Origin of the sequence: Pantoea sp. SOD02, assembly GCF_024707505.1 — a bacterium.
Classification (GTDB): Bacteria; Pseudomonadota; Gammaproteobacteria; order Enterobacterales; family Enterobacteriaceae; genus Pantoea; species Pantoea symbiotica.
In genome coordinates this window covers 2,176,430-2,192,081 of the sequence record NZ_CP102604.1, presented here as the reverse complement: position 1 = coordinate 2,192,081, position 15,652 = coordinate 2,176,430, and the positions used below count along the sequence as shown (strand labels likewise).

Annotated in this window: 12 protein-coding genes; 2 read left to right on the top strand and 10 right to left on the bottom strand. The window is 57.1% G+C overall.

Annotation, left to right across the window (positions count from 1 at the left end; all coding sequences use genetic code 11):
• Positions 1-57: 57 nt before the first annotated feature.
• From NR302_RS10195 to NR302_RS10180, 4 genes are all read right to left on the bottom strand, one after another.
• The gene (locus NR302_RS10195) at positions 58-354 is read right to left on the bottom strand and encodes a YbdD/YjiX family protein (RefSeq protein WP_154156294.1); all 297 of its coding nucleotides are present in this window, start codon (positions 352-354) and stop codon (positions 58-60) included.
• A complete protein-coding gene (locus tag NR302_RS10190; RefSeq protein WP_154156292.1) occupies positions 347-2,413 on the bottom strand; it encodes a carbon starvation CstA family protein in 2,067 nt (688 codons plus the stop codon). Before NR302_RS10190 ends, NR302_RS10195 begins: the two co-directional genes overlap by 8 nt.
• A gap of 184 nt (positions 2,414-2,597) precedes the next feature.
• The gene (locus tag NR302_RS10185) at positions 2,598-4,532 is read right to left on the bottom strand and encodes an exoribonuclease II (RefSeq protein WP_258143403.1); all 1,935 of its coding nucleotides are present in this window, start codon (positions 4,530-4,532) and stop codon (positions 2,598-2,600) included.
• A gap of 124 nt (positions 4,533-4,656) precedes the next feature.
• Positions 4,657-6,963, bottom strand: a complete 2,307-nt coding sequence (locus tag NR302_RS10180; RefSeq protein ID WP_258143402.1) for an FdhF/YdeP family oxidoreductase — start codon at positions 6,961-6,963, stop codon at positions 4,657-4,659.
• 243 nt (positions 6,964-7,206) lie between these two features.
• On the opposite strand from NR302_RS10180, the gene NR302_RS10175 reads away from it, so the two are divergent.
• Both NR302_RS10175 and NR302_RS10170 read left to right on the top strand, forming a co-directional pair.
• Entirely contained in the window at positions 7,207-8,796 is a 1,590-nt protein-coding gene (locus NR302_RS10175) for a PTS transporter subunit EIIC (protein WP_258143401.1), read from the top strand.
• Between the two features lie 80 nt (positions 8,797-8,876).
• On the top strand, positions 8,877-9,773 hold the full coding sequence (locus NR302_RS10170) for a LysR family transcriptional regulator (RefSeq protein ID WP_258143400.1): 897 nt from the start codon (positions 8,877-8,879) through the stop codon (positions 9,771-9,773).
• Here NR302_RS10170 and NR302_RS10165 read toward each other — a convergent pair.
• From NR302_RS10165 to sapB, 6 genes are all read right to left on the bottom strand, one after another.
• Positions 9,770-10,891, bottom strand: coding sequence for an oxidoreductase (locus NR302_RS10165; RefSeq protein WP_258143399.1), 1,122 nt, complete (start codon positions 10,889-10,891; stop codon positions 9,770-9,772). The two genes, NR302_RS10170 and NR302_RS10165, sit on opposite strands and share 4 nt — an antisense overlap.
• Before the next feature lie 198 nt (positions 10,892-11,089).
• Complete coding sequence (gene fabI, locus NR302_RS10160; protein ID WP_007892455.1) at positions 11,090-11,878, bottom strand: enoyl-ACP reductase FabI; 789 nt, start codon at positions 11,876-11,878, stop codon at positions 11,090-11,092.
• Positions 11,879-12,006: 128 nt separating this feature from the next.
• Entirely contained in the window at positions 12,007-12,810 is an 804-nt protein-coding gene (sapF, locus tag NR302_RS10155) for a putrescine export ABC transporter ATP-binding protein SapF (protein WP_008106485.1), read from the bottom strand.
• Positions 12,811-12,812: 2 nt separating this feature from the next.
• The gene (gene sapD, locus NR302_RS10150; protein WP_258143398.1) at positions 12,813-13,808 is read right to left on the bottom strand and encodes a putrescine export ABC transporter ATP-binding protein SapD; all 996 of its coding nucleotides are present in this window, start codon (positions 13,806-13,808) and stop codon (positions 12,813-12,815) included.
• Positions 13,808-14,698, bottom strand: coding sequence for a putrescine export ABC transporter permease SapC (gene sapC, locus NR302_RS10145; protein WP_008106482.1), 891 nt, complete (start codon positions 14,696-14,698; stop codon positions 13,808-13,810). Before sapC ends, sapD begins: the two co-directional genes overlap by 1 nt.
• Positions 14,685-15,650, bottom strand: a complete 966-nt coding sequence (gene sapB / locus NR302_RS10140) for a putrescine export ABC transporter permease SapB (RefSeq protein WP_008106480.1) — start codon at positions 15,648-15,650, stop codon at positions 14,685-14,687. The genes sapC and sapB overlap by 14 nt, the downstream gene beginning before the upstream one ends.
• Positions 15,651-15,652: the final 2 nt, after the last annotated feature.

Here is a 15,652-nt window from a genome sequence, read left to right as displayed (position 1 = left end):
TTTTGTTTTTATTAAAGAATGGCACGAAAAAGCCCCGACAAGCGGGGCTGATCCTGGTTAGCAAGGGCACTTACCCAGTTTTCCAGCCTGGCTGGGAAAGCGGGCATCGAGGCAGTGACGGTGAAAAGCGCGCTCATCCATTGGGGCGATAGTTGGATGATGTTCGCGCATATGCTTCAGATAAGTTTGATAGTCATGAACGCCGACCATTAAACGAAAACTTTGCTGTAATCCCTGCCAGATGCGCTGCCAGCGCGTAAGATTTTGCCCAGCCGCAGCGGGTGCGATTGGTAAGCACTGCTGAATCTGCCACGCACCGGTGGGTTTTCTCCAGTGATAAATGGACTCAGACATTTCGCACCTCTTTACGCAGTGAGATCTCGGATTCATGGGTAGTCGGCACGCTGCTGTTGAGCGCCCGACGAATCACAAAGAAGGCTGAAACCAGCATGGTCACCGCCACCAGCATGAAGAAGGCGCACAGGGCCGCGTTAATTTGATTGCTGAAGACGATGGTTTGCATGTCGGCGACGGTTTTCGCCGGGGCGATGACGATGCCGTCATCAATGCCTTTACGGAACTTGTTGGCCTGCGCGAGGAAACCAATCGAAGGTTTCTCGTGGAAAATCTTCTGCCAGCCCGCGGTCATCGAGGTAATAAACAGCCAGGCGGTCGGCACAATCGTCACCCACGCATATCGCTGCTTCTTCATTTTGAACAGCACCACGGTGCCGAGAATCAGCGCCATCGACGCCAGCATCTGGTTGCCGATACCAAACAGCGGCCACAGCGTATTGATGCCGCCGAGCGGATCGACCACGCCCTGATACACGAAGAAGCCCCAGCCCGCTACCGCAACGGTGGTTCCCGCCATGTTGCCCAACCATGAACGGTTATTCGCCATCGATGGCACCACGGTGCCCACCAAATCCTGCACCATAAAGCGGCAGGCGCGGGTACCGGCATCCACAGCGGTGAGGATAAACAGCGCTTCAAACAAGATGGCAAAGTGATACCAGAACGCCATCATGGCGCGGCTGTTAAACACTTCGGTGATGATGTGCGCCATGCCGACCGCAAAGGTGGGTGCGCCACCGGCGCGGGAAAGAATGGTGCTTTCGCCGACGTCACGCGCAATGCCGCTCAGCATCTCTGGCGTCACCACGAAGCCCCAGCCGTTAATCACCTGTGACGCACTTTCCACCGTGGTGCCAATCAGCGCGGCGGGTGAGTTCATGGCAAAGTAGACGCCTGGATCAAGCACCGAGGCGCAAATCAGCGCCATGATCGCCACAAAGGATTCCATCAGCATCGCGCCGTAGCCGATAAAGCGGATATGGCTTTCGCGCTCCACCAGTTTTGGCGTGGTGCCGCTCGAGACCAGCGCATGGAAACCGGAAATGGCGCCACAGGCGATAGTGATAAACAGGAACGGGAACAGCGCGCCGGAGAATACCGGTCCGGTGCCATCAATAAATTTGGTCACCGCAGGCATTTTCATCTCTGGCATGGCAAACACGATGCCGATGGCCAAACCAATGATTACGCCGATTTTCAGGAAGGTAGAGAGATAATCGCGCGGCGCCAGCAGCAGCCACACCGGCAGCGAAGAGGCGACAAAACCGTAAATCACCAGCACCCATGTCAGCTCCGTGCCTTTCAGCGTGAACAGCGGGCCCCAATAGGGATCGGCCGCCACGTTACCGCCGTAGATAATCGCCGCCATCATCAGCACGAAGCCAATGATCGACACTTCCGCAATTTTGCCGGGACGCAGGAAACGCATATACACGCCCATAAACAGCGCAATCGGAATGGTCGCGGCGATAGTGAACAAGCCCCACGGACTGTTAGCCAGCGCCTTCACTACCACCAAGGCCAGCGCGGAGAGGATGATGATCATCACGCCCAGCGCGCCGAGCATGGTCACCACGCCTGCGAATGAACCGAGTTCCTGGCGCGCCATCTCACCGAGTGAGCGGCCATCACGGCGCGTAGAGATAAACAGAATCAGGAAATCCTGCACCGCACCGGCAAACATCACGCCAACCAAAATCCAGATGGTGCCAGGCAGGAAGCCCATTTGCGCCGCGAGGATCGGGCCTACCAGCGGGCCCGCACCGGCAATCGCCGCAAAATGGTGACCAAACAGCACCCATTTATTGGTGGGCACATAATCAAGGCCATCACTTAAGCGCTCCGCCGGCGTGCGACGACGATCGTCCAGTTCGAAGATGCGCTTAGCGATAAACAGGCTGTAAAAGCGATAGGCAATGCTGTAGCAGGCGACGGAGGCAATCACCAGCCAGACCGCGTTGACGTGCTCGCCACGGCTGAGGGCCAGCATGGCAAATGCGCCCGCGCCAATTAACGCCACCGCTAACCAGATGAGACTGGTTTTGACGTTGTTCATGAGTTAACTCCTTGTAGGGACCGGGAAAAGAAGCGATCGAATACAACAAGTTAAAAGTAATGTAATGAATTGTTAACGACAGGCACAGGCGTTAGAAATGTGAAGCGGAATGCAAATTTAACATTTGCTAAAGCGGGCGGAGAGAAATGCGGGATAACGGCTGTTATCCCGCCAGTTTTCATGCTCAGGCGGCCGGACGTGCGACCACGCTGCGGGTTTCCATACGCACTTCGGCGATGGTCACGTCGATGATGTCCGTTACACGGTAAGCGACTTCACCTTTCACCTGCACGGTGCCGCTTTCTTGCGAGCACACCAGCTCATCACGCACCGCGTGGATGAACGGCGCAGGGATGAAGGCCACCGCGCCATTCTCCTGCAGACGCACGCGCATGCCGCCGCGAGAGACATCGATGATCTCGGCGCTGAACTTGCGATCGGTGCCGGCAAACGGCGCGAGGAAGCGTGCGTACAACCAGTCTCCGACATCGCGCTCGGCCATGCGGTTCAGGCGACGACGTTCGCTCATGATGGTCGTCAGCTCATCCTGCGGACGAGCGGTGCTTTCGCCGCGCACAATCGCTTTCAGCAAGCGATGGTTGATCATGTCGCCAAACTTACGAATCGGCGAAGTCCAGGTCGCGTACGCGTCGAGGCCCAGACCAAAGTGCGGGCCCGGCTCGGTGCCGACTTCGGCAAACGACTGGAAGCGACGAATGCGGCTGTCGAGATATTGGGTTGGCTGCGCATCGAGTTCACGACGCAGCTGGCGGAAGCCTTCAAGCGTAGTAATCGCCTGCGGATCCACGGTGATGCCATGACCCGCCAGCACGCCTGCGGCCTGCTCAGCGTTGGCCAGATCGAAACCGGTGTGCAGGTTGTAGATACCGAAGCCCAGCTTCTCCTGCAGCACTTTCGCGGCACAGACGTTTGCCAGAATCATCGACTCTTCAACGATGCGGTTAGCGATGCGGCGTGGCTCGGAGATGATATCCAGCACTTCGCCTTTCTCGCCCAACACAAAGCGATAGTCCGGACGATCTTTAAACACCAGCGCGTGGGTTTGACGCCACTCGCTGCGCGCCAGGCAAACCTGGTGCAGCAGGCGAATCTGCTGGGCAATGGCGTCGTTCTCTGGTTGCCAGCTGCCGCTGTTTTCCAGCCAATCAGAAACCTGGTCATAAACCAGTTTGGCTTTCGACTCGATCCACGCGGCAAAGAAATGCACGTCATCAGCCAGGCTGCCATCTTTCAACACGGTGACGCGGCACGCCAGCGCCGGACGACGTTCGTTCGGACGCAGAGAACAGACGTCGTCAGAGAGTTCGCGCGGCAGCATCGGGATGTTAAAGCCCGGCAGATAGTTGGTGAACGCGCGTTTCGACGCCAGCTTATCCAGCTCGCTGCCTTCCGCCACGTAAGCGGTCGGATCGGCAATGGCGATGGTCAGGATCAGATTGCCGTCGGCGGCTTCTTCCACGTACAGCGCATCATCCATATCCTGGGTGCTGGCGCTGTCGATGGTGACGAAGTTAAGCGCGGTTAAGTCTTCACGCTGCAGATTTTCGTCGAGTATCTCACCAAAACCGACGTCCGGAGCCTGACGTTCAAGGTTATGGCGCGACAAGGTTACCCACCACGGCGCGAGGTGATCGTCAGCGGTGACAATGAATTCGGTCAGTTCGGCATAGAAACCGCGATCGCCTTTCAGCGGGTGACGACGCATCTCTGCCACCGCCCAATCGCCGGTCTGGAAATCGTGGGTCACGCCACGTTCGGCGCGGCACTGAATCGCATCTTTCAGCAGCGGATGATCCGGCACAATTGACAGGCGATCGTCTTTCTTCTGCACGCGGCCGACAAAGCGGGTCAGGAACGGCTCAACCAGGGTTTCCGGCTCGGCACTCTCGCGGTCTTTATCGGTGTGGATCACGGCAGAAATACGGTCGCCGTGCATCACTTTCTTCATCTGCGGTGGCGGAATGAAGTAGCTTTTCTGGGCATCAACTTCGAGGAAGCCAAAGCCTTTTTCCGTACCTTTAACAACACCTTCGACGCGCGGAGTCTGCGCGTGAAGCTTCTCTTTAAGCTGCGCGAGCAGCGGATTATCCTGGAACATAATTTATATAGTTTCGTGGCCTAAGAGCGGCTGACAGTTTTACGCGAATCGGGTCCGCGCGGCAAGGCCAAAACAGGCTAAAAAGCCGCTTTACGCGGCTTTTTACCTTCTGATAACGCTTTGGTCAGGCGATGCGTTGTGACGCTACGGCAGCGGTTAATGCCAGCTTCACCGGCACCGATTTTGAGGTCGGCGTGCCGCTGCCGTCGCCAAAGCTTGAGAGCGGTACCAGCGGGTTAGTTTCCGGATAATAAGCCGCAAGGTTACCGCGCGGAATGTTATACGGCACCAGTTTGAAACCGCTGACGCGACGGGTTAAGCCATCATTCCACAGCGTCTCGATATCCACCAACTGGCCTTCAGCGAAGCCCAGCGACGCCATATCGTCCGGATGGATAAACACCACTTCGCGCTGACCATAGACGCCGCGATAACGGTCATCGAGGCCGTAAATGGTGGTGTTGTACTGATCGTGTGAACGCAGGGTTTGCAGCGTAAACGGCACCGCGACATCACCTAACTGCGGGAACAGCGAAGTCGGCAGGGCGGCGGCGCTGAACTCGGCACGTTTGCTCGGCGTATTGAAGCGCAGCTCGGCGGCAGCGCTACCAAGATAGAAGCCGCCAGGAATGTCGCACTTATTATTGAAATCAGCAAAGCCAGGAATAGTCGCGGCGATATGATCGCGAATCAGATCGTAATTGCCTGCCATCGCCAGCCAGTCGATTTTATCGCTGCCCAAGGTCGCATGGGCGATGCCGGCCACAATCGCGGTTTCAGATCGCTGCGTTTCCGCCAATGGAATGCCAACACCTTCTGAGGCGTGCACCATGCTGAACGAGTCTTCAACGGTGATGTACTGATTACCGCTGGCCTGGCGATCGCGTTCGGTACGGCCCAACGTTGGCAGAATCAGCCCTTCATGGCCCGGCACCAAATGGCTGCGATTGAGTTTGGTGCTGATGTGCACGGTTAAACCGCAATGCTGCAACGCTTCTTCGGTGACCGGTGAATCCGGTGCGGCCGCCGCGAGGTTGCCGCCCAGCGCAATCAGCACTTTCACTTCGTCACGCAGCATCGCGTTCAGCGCTTCAACGGTATTGTGACCGTGCTCGCGCGGTGGCTCAAAATCAAAGTGCGCACCGAGGGCATCGAGGAACGGCTTGCCCGGTTTCTCATCAATGCCCATGGTGCGGTTGCCCTGCACGTTACTGTGGCCGCGCACCGGACACAGGCCTGCGCCTTTCTTGCCCAACTGACCAAACAGCAGCTGCAGGTTAGTGATCTCGCGGACGGTATCCACTGAATGTTTATGCTGCGTGATGCCCATCGCCCAGGTGATGATTACCCGCTCAGAGCTTTGGTAAATCGCCGCTGCTTCACGGATCTGAACTTCGCTCAGACCGGATTGGCGCACAATATCGTCCCAGCGGGTGTTATCCACCGCAGCGAGATAGTCTTCTACACCATGCGTATTTGCATCAATAAACGCCTGATCGAAAATGCCTTTCTCACCGGCTGCCAAACGTGCACGCTGTAGCTCGAGCAGGGCTTTCACCATGCCGCGCACCGCCGCCATATCGCCGCCCAGATTAGGCTGGTAATAGGCAGAACTAATGGTACCCGCCATCGACGTGACAATTTCCAGCGGCTTTTGCGGATCGGCAAAACGCTCAAGGCCGCGTTCGCGCAGCGTGTTAAAGGTGACGATCTTCGCACCGTGATCGGCGGCATGACGCAGACTGTGCAGCATGCGCGGATGGTTGGTGCCCGGATTCTGACCCAGCACGAAAATCGCGTCGGCGTGATCAAAATCGTCCAGACGAATAGTGCCTTTACCGACGCCGATGCTGCGCTTCAGGCCGGTGCCGCTGGCTTCATGGCACATGTTGGAGCAGTCAGGGAAGTTGTTAGTCCCCATCACGCGGCCAAACAGCTGATAAAGCCACGAGGCTTCGTTGCTGGCGCGGCCGGAGGTGTAAAGCTCCATCTGATTCGGATGGTCCATCGCCTGCAGATGGCGAGCAATCAAGGCTAACGCATCGTCCCAGCTGATCGGTTCGTAGTGGTCGGTGGCGCTGTTGTAGCGCATTGGATGGGTCAAGCGTCCCTGATACTCAAGGAAGTAATCGATTTGCTGATAAAGAGTGCTGACGCTGTGCTGAGCAAAAAATTCCGGCTCTACCACACGACGCGTGGCTTCCCACGTCACCGCTTTTGCCCCGTTTTCACAAAAGCTAAAGGTGCTTTTGTTGTCATCGCCCCAGGCGCAACCTGGGCAGTCGAAACCGCGTGCTTTGTTCATGCGCATCAGGTTACGCATGTTTTTTAGGGCAGCTTTACTATCAAGGACGAAACGGGTGGTGGCTTCCAGGGAACCCCAGCCGCCCGCAGCAGCGCGATAGGGTTGAATCTTACGTTTAAATTTCATAGTTGCAGGCTTATTTGTTTATGAGTTGTTATCAGAATATGTCTTCTGTTAGCGGGAAGTGTGCGACTCTCCTTAAAAGTTGTCTAATTGATTGGTTTAATGGTGCGATAGGCGGCGTTTATCGCGGATCGGGCTTAAAGCGTGACCTAAGTCAAACTTTCCCGGCTGTTCAGGGGCGGCGGTTACGTGCTGCTGAGATAACTGGCTAATAATTGCTCTTTCCATTCTGAAAAGGGCACGCGCATGAAGAATCTGGCAAGCCAAATTCACGCCTTCGGTAAGGCCTTAATGATGCCCATCTCGGTGATCGCTGCCGCAGGGATCTTTCTTGGCCTGGCCGCCGCAATGCAAAACCCGGCGATTACCGGCGATGCCTTCGCCAATCTGCAGGTACCACAGCTGATCATCGGGTTTATTCGCAAAGTGGCAGGTGCACTGTTCGCCAATCTGCCGCTGTTCTTTGCGGTGGCCAGCGCCATCGGGCTGGCGAAAGCGGAGAAACCGACCGCCGCCTTTGCCGCTGTGATTGGCTATATCGCCATGAACGTCGGCATCAGCTCCACGCTGGCGTCGAAAGGTTTGACGGCCATTACCACCACGGCAGAAGCGCTACAGAAAGCGGGAATGGACCAAACCGCTGCGATGATGACGTCCGCCGAATACATCGACATGCTCGGCATCTTTACCTACAACATGAGCGTGCTGGGCGGCGTGATTGCCGGATTAATTACCGTGGTGCTGCATAACCGCTTTTACACCCAGCAACTGCCGACGGCGATCAGCTTCTTTGGCGGACGCCGCTTTGTGCCGATCGTTACCGTGGTGGTGCTGCCGCTGGTGGGCGTGCTGCTGGGGTTGATTTGGCCGACCATCGGCGCAGGCATCGCGTGGGTGGGTTTGATGATTGGTAAAAGCGGGCAATACGGCGCCTTCCTGCTAGGCACCAGCGAACGTCTGCTGATTCCGACCGGTTTGCATCACATTCTCAACGAAACCGTGCGATTCACACCGATTGGCGGCATGGCAACGGTAGATGGACAAAGCATCGTCGGCGCGCTCAACATCTTTAACACCTCGCTGACGCATCCCGGCGCTATCCCGGACGATACGGTGCGCGGCGCCACGCAGTTCCTCGCGCAGGGCAAAATACCGGTAATGATGTTTGGCTTGCCGGCCGCCGCACTGGCGATTTACCACACCGCGCGCCCCGAACATAAGCAGCGCGTCAAAGCGCTGGTGCTGGCCGGTGCGCTGACCTCCTTTACCACCGGCATCACCGAGCCGCTGGAGTTCTGTTTCATCTTCGTTTCGCCGGTGCTGTATATCCTGCATGCGCTGTTAACCGGCCTGTCATTTATGTTGATGTCGATGCTGCATTTGATGATTGGTAACGTGCAGGGCGGCGCGATCGATCTGGTGGTGTTTGGCATTCTCGGCGGCAGTAAAACGCATTGGTGGTGGACGATTGTCCTCGGCGTGATTTATGTGCCGATTTACTACTACGGCTTCCGCTTTGTGATTACGCGGATGCGAGTAGAAACGCCGGGGCGCGAATCTGATGAGGAGCACAAACCGGAACAAGTTGCGGCGGATGAGCGCACCAAAGTGATCATCAGCGGGCTGGGCGGTGAAGCCAATATAGAGGACCTCGATTGCTGTTTCACCCGGCTGCGCGTGCGGGTTAAACAGATGAATGAAGTGGTTGATCAAACGTTACTCACCACCGGCGCGAACGGCATCAATCGCGTCAGCGAACACGACGTGCAGGTAATTTACGGCCCGCAGGTCGAAAAGATCGCCAACGACGTAAAAAGTGCCTTGGGCGTGGCGTAACTCAATGGTCGCTGCGCGTAGCATCAGCGCAGCGGTAACCGCCATGATACACTGCCGTTTTCCAGCCAATTCTGCTTTCCATGGACATCAAACAACTCATCTATCTGTGTAATCTGGAACGCGAGCGCCACTTTGGCCGTGCGGCAGAAGCCAGCTTTGTTAGCCAGCCGACGCTATCGATGCGTCTGAAAAACCTTGAGCGCGAATTAGGGCTGTCGCTGATCAACCGCAGTAACAATTTCGATGGCTTTACGCCGGAGGGCGAGCGCGTGCTGACCTGGGCGCGGGAAATTGTCTCGGTGTATCAGGGATTAAAGCTGGAAGTGGAGTCGCTCAAGCATGGCGTAAACGGCACCTTGCGGCTTGGCGTCATGCCGCAATGCAGCGTGGCGTTACCTGCGTTGTTGAAAGCGGTGGAAGCGCGTTACCCGCAGCTTGATTATCGCGTTGCCGCGATGAGCGCCGATCAGCTGCTGGAAGCGCTCAACAGCCACACTGTGGATGGCGGGATTGGTTTCTTTGAACTGACCTCGCTGCGCGAGCTGCATTTCCAAACCGCGCTGTTAAAAGATCCGGGCGTTGAGGCGCTGTTTAATCCGGCGCATTTCCCGGCGCTGCTGGAGCAAGAGAGCATCTCACTCACCACGCTTGCCAGCCAGCCGCTGTGTCTGGCGGAGCCGACGCGCTATTTTCGTCGCTATCTAGATGGGCAATTGCGCGAAACCGGCTTGATACCGCGCGTGATTGTTGAGAGCGCGTCGATCATGCAGCTGCTGCAAAGTGCGCAGGTTGGCCTCGGCGTGATGGTGTCGCCATGCGGGCATCTGTTGCCGGAGCTGATGCAGAATCTGGCGCGGCGGCCGATTGAGATGTCGCCGATGGGCAGACAGGCGGCGTTAGTGATTGCCGAGCCGGGCAGAGCATCGCCGCTGGCTCAGCATTTCTTTGATGAAGCGCGGCGGCATCTGCCCGATTAACGGGTTTCGCCGAGCGCCATCAGCACGCGGTCCTGCCAGCTGGCGAAAGCCACCGCTTGTAACAAGGTGAAGATGCGTTCGCTGCCCCAGCCCGCGTTCAGCAGCGGCTGCAGATGTGCAGCGCTGAAGCGGTCGGGCAGGCGAGTGAGCTGGGCGCTGAGTGAAATCACCGGCGAAGCTGCGGCAGCGCCTTCGACATCCTGCAACAGCGCGGCTCGCCATTCATCAGAAACACGATCAAACTGACGTCGACAACCCAGCACCCGCGCGCTGACTGCCTGCGCCAGCGCTTCATCCTCGGCAAAATGTTCACTCAGCCGTTGTTTTAGGGTGGCGAAGCCATACAGCGCTTGCGCATCATGCACCAGCAACCAAACGGCATCATCCAATCCGTCAATGCCTTGACAGAAAGTCACCGCCGCCAGCTGATCGGCGCTGGCGTAGCGCAGTTCAACCGGTTTCAGCGCGTGCTGCCAGCTGTCGTTGCGGGCAAACAGCTCTGCGCTGGCATCCGGTGGCGGTGAAACGCCCGGAATCCAGCGCACTGGCAAGCCCATCATCGCCTGCAGCGCGGCCACCACGCGCGACTGATAGCTGACATATCCCACCAGCTGATTCAGGGTGACAATATCCGGCTCGGTTAAGCCCACCGCGTCCAGCGCGCTGATGCTGTTGGCGTTGATCAGTTCCGGCTGCATCGCCAGCTGACGCGCATACTGGGTGATTTGCGTCAGGCGATTATTACTTTCGCGTGACGAGTCCGGGCCAGGCAACGGATTGAGCCGGGCGGAGTAGTGATTACACAGGCGCTGCACGCCGGCGACCTGCGCCACCGTCAGCGCGGTGCTAAGGCGATCGTACAGCGTTAAGGTGTGGGTCAAACTGGTGGCAAGCGTATCGGGAAACAGAATCTGGCTGAGATCGCGCGCGGCCAATAACGCAGGCTGAAAACGCGAGAGCAGCGGCTGTAACGCAGTCGCTTCCTGTTGCAAACCGAGTAAGAAACGATCGTCGATATAGGCGGCTTCGGGCACCAGCGGCGCGGTGGCGGTGCTATTCGGGCGAGTCTGGCTTTCATAAAACCAGTGGTCATGGCCGGGAGAACGGCGTTGTTCCATGGTCATTCCTTGCGCTAAAAACGGACTTGCTGCACAGCGTGCGAATCTGAAAAGCAGGCATGCAACAAAGGGCTAGCTTATCGTCGCTGAACGGCTGTCCACGGCAAAAGAATGATGGGGAATAATTAATAGCTTACGAGTATAAGGGGGGATTTTTTTGGAGAAGAGGTCGCCATGAATGGCGACCAAAGATAAATCTTATTTCAGTTCCAGCTCGTTCATTGCGGCAATGCTGAAGCCGCCATCAACGTGTACCACTTCACCGGTGATACCACCCGCCAGATCAGAGCACAGGAATGCCGCTGAGTTACCCACGTCTTCGATGGTAACGGTACGACGAATCGGGGTAACCGCTTCGCAGTGCGCCAGCATCTTACGGAAATCTTTGATGCCTGATGCAGCCAGCGTACGGATTGGACCGGCAGATACGGCGTTAACACGCGTGCCTTCTGGGCCCATTGCGTTCGCCATGTAGCGCACGTTGGCTTCCAGAGACGCTTTCGCCAGACCCATCACGTTGTAGTTCGGGATGGCGCGCTCTGCACCCAGGTAAGACAAGGTCAGCAGGGCAGAATTCGGGTTCAGCATCGCACGGCACTCTTTCGCCATCGCGACAAAGCTGTACGCGCTAATGTCGTGAGCGATTTTGAAGCCTTCACGGGTAACGGCATTCACGTAGTCGCCATCCAGCTGATCGCCAGGTGCGAAACCGATGGAGTGAACGAAACCGTCAAATTTCGGCCAGGTTTTTGCCAGTTCGGTGAACAGCGCAGTGATGCTCTCGTCTTCAGCCACATCGCATGGCAGAACAATGTCTGAACCCAGATCTTTAGCAAACTCTTCCACACGACTTTTCAGTTTGTCGTTCTGGTAGGTGAAAGCCAGTTCTGCGCCCTGTTTGTGCATCGCCTGCGCAATACCGTAGGCGATTGAGAGTTTACTGGCAACGCCAGTAATCAGAATGCGCTTACCGGAAAGAAAACCCATAGCTGTAATCCTTTTGGTCATTGTTGTTGGCGGTCGCGATGGTTGAAAATTAGGCGACCGACGTTAATCTCGTGCGAAGTCTAGCACGTCTGTATAAATGCGGTAAATCGCACCGCGTTTTCCGCGCCTTAACGCTCGCGGCGCCAGGCTTCGGCGGTTAAGGCTTCACCAAAGTGGCTGGTGATCAGGCGTTTGGTGAGATCGTGCAGCGGCGAGGCCAGGACATCGGCGGTGCCGCCGCGCTCAACCACTTCGCCCTGATGCATCACCAGCACCTGATCGCTGATGTGCTTCATCATGCCGAGATGCTGGGTCACATAAATATAGGCGATGCCGTGCTTCTCCTGCAGTTCCAGCATCAGGTTTACCAGCTGCGAACGCATGGTCATATCCAGCGAGGCGAGGGCTTCATCGGCGACGATGACTTTCGGTTGCAAAATCAGCGCACGCGCCAGCGCCAGACGCTGCTTCTGGCCGGGCGCCAGCATATGCGGATAGTAACCGGCGTGATCGCGCAATAAGCCGACCTGACGCAGCGTGGCAATAATGCGTTTTTCGCGCGCTTCATCATCCAACTCGGTATTCAGGCGCAGCGGGAAATCGAGAATCTGGCTGATGCGCTGACGCGGATTGAGCGAGGTGGAAGGATCCTGAAAAATCATGCGAATGCGCTGGCTGCGGTAGCCGTAATCGCCGTACTCCAGCGGATGGTCGTCAATCAGCATTTCGCCTTCGCTCGGCTCGACCATACCGCTGAGCATTTTCGCCAGCGTCGATTTCCCCGAACCGTTTTCACCAATCACCGCCAGCGTCTGTTTCTCACGCAGGGTAAAACTGACGCCTTTCACCGCCTCAACGTGCTGGCGACGGAACAGACCGGTGCGATAGCGGTAGGTTTTACTCAGGTTGCGCACTTCCAGCAGCGTTTCCATGTTTACTGGCTCTCCATATTCAGCGGGAAGTGACAGGCAAACAGATGCGCTTTATTGCCGGTCAGGCGGGGCGTTTCGATGCACTTACGTTGCGCATACGGACAGCGCGGACCCAAACGACAGCCAATCGGCAGATGTTCCAGCGACGGAATCGCACCAGACAGCGTATTGAGACGGCTTTTGTGCGGCAGCGCGCTACCGAAATCGGGCATCGCACGGATCAGCGCCTGAGTGTAAGGATGATGCGGCGACTCCATTAACTCTTCGCTCTGCGCGCTTTCCACCGTCTGACCGCAATACATTACATTGATGCGGTCAGCCCAATGGCTCATGGTGCGCAGATCGTGGCTGATCAGCAAAATGGTGGTGTTGTTATTCTGGTTGAGGCGGCTTAGCAGGCGGAAAATCTGCGCCTGCGTGGTCGGCTCCATCGCATTGGTCGGTTCATCGGCAATCAGCAAACGCGGCTGATTAGCCAGCGCGATGGCGATCATCACTTTCTGGCATTCGCCGTCGGTGAGTTCGTACGGGAAACTGCGCATGATGTCTTTATGATCTTTGATACCGACGCGGTGCAGCAGCTCAATCGCGCGCACTTTGCGCCAGAACCACAGCCGTTTAAACCAGCGACCTTTATGCGTCCAGCGAGGAATCGCCTGCATCAACTGGCGACCAATACTTTCCGACGGATCAAGACAGGATTGCGGCTCCTGGAAAATCATCGACACGTTATGACCGACAATCCGACGGCGTTCGCGCGGTGACAGGCGCAGCAGATCGATATCATCAAACACCATGCGATCGGCGGTGACGCGCCAGTTATCTTTGGTGACGCCGCAAATCGCTTTGGCAATCAGACTTTTGCCTGAACCTGATTCACCTACTAAACCACGGATTTCACCTTCGGTCAGCGTCAGGTTGATGCGATCCACCGCTTTGACCGGACCGTCAGCGGTCATAAATTCGATGGTCAGGTTACGGATATCCAGTAGCGGCATTATTCAACTCCCGCTTCTACTGCACGACGAATGCCGTCGCCCAGCAGGTTAACGATCAACACGCTGACCATCAGCGCTACGCCCGGTAGCATCACCGTCCAGGGCGCAACGTAGATCAGCTCCAGCGCGTCACCGAGCATCGCACCCCATTCGGGTGACGGCAGCTGCGCGCCAAGATCGAGGAAACCGAGTGCGGCGATGTCGAGAATTGCCATCGACAGCGAGCGGGTAAATTCGCTCACCAGCAGCGGCAGCACGTTAGGCAGCACCGCATTCCACAAGATATTCAGGTTGCGCGCGCCATCGAGACGCAGCGCCACCACATACTCTTTTTCCATCTCATCATGCACAGCAGTATAGATCTCGCGCACCAGACGTGGGATCAGCGCGAGAAACACCGCCAGCATCGCGTGTTCCAGACGCGGGCCGAGAAACGCCACCACGATAATTGCCAGCAGCAGCGAGGGAATCGACAGCAAGGTATCCAGCACGTGATTCATCACCGCCGAGCGCACGCCGTGCGTGATACCGGCAAACACGCCAAGCACCAGCGCGCAAATTGCCGCCAGTACCGTCACCAGAATCGCCGAGCCCACTGTCGGCGCCACGCCGCTCAGCAGGCGGCTCAGCACATCGCGACCTAAATCGTCGGTGCCGAGGAAGAAGGAGACATCGCCATAACGCGACCACGACGGCGGCAGCAGCTGATAACCGAGGAATTGCTGATCGATGCCATACGGCGCCAGCAGTCCGCCAAACAGGCACAGGAACAGCAGCAGGCCAAAGCCGTACAAGCCGACCATGCCGCTGGTATCGCGATATAAACGCTGCCAGCTGCGACGCAGCGTGCTGGGCAGCCGCTTTTCGTCGTAGACATTATCTAAGGGCATACCATTCCTTATGTTTCAGCGGGTTAAGTGCCGCACCCAGAATATCGGACAACACGCTGACCAGAATCACCAGACCTCCTACCACCATCACGCCAGCGGAAATCGCCGCGTAATCCTGCTGGCGAATGGCGTTAATCAACCAGCGGCCAATTCCCGGCCAGTTGAACACCACCTCGGTAATCATCGCCAGCGTCAGCATGGTGGAAAATTGCAGGCCAAGGCGCGGAATCACTGGCGGCAGCGCGTTGTGCAGCACGTGGCGGCGGATCACCGTGAAGCGTGACAGCCCGCGTGTGGCGGCAGCTTTAACGTAGTTCTTGTCCATCACATCGCTGGTGCTGCTGCGCAGTAAGCGAATCATCTCGGTAGCGGGCGCAACCGCCAACACCACCACCGGCAAAATCATGTGCGTCAATGCGCTGATCAGCATTTCATGCCGCCACGGCGACGGGCTCAGCCAGGCATCAATCAGCGCAAAGCCGGTAACGTTTTGCACCGGATAGAGCAGGTCGAAACGCCCGGAAACCGGCAACCAGCCGAGCGTTAATGAGAAGAACAGCGTAAACAGCAGCGCCAGCCAAAACACCGGCATTGAGAAGCCGAGCAGCGCCAGCGCGCTGATGGCTTTATCCTGCCATTTTTTGCGCATCACGCCGGCGCAAATTCCCAGTGGAATGCCCACCAGCAGCGCCAGAATAAACGCCATCACGCACAGCTCCAGCGTGGCAGGAAACACTTCGCGCAGCTGAAGATCAATCGGCTGTCCGTTAGTGCTGGAGACGCCGAAATCAAACTGCAGTAAGCCCTTAAACCAGAACCACCACGCATCAAACAGCGACGCGCCTTCGAGCGGGGCGTTTGGCGTGAAGTAGCTCAGGCTAAAGCTCACCAGCGACAGCAAAAACAGGGTGATCAGCAGCAGCACCACGCGACGCAGAATATAGATAATCATGC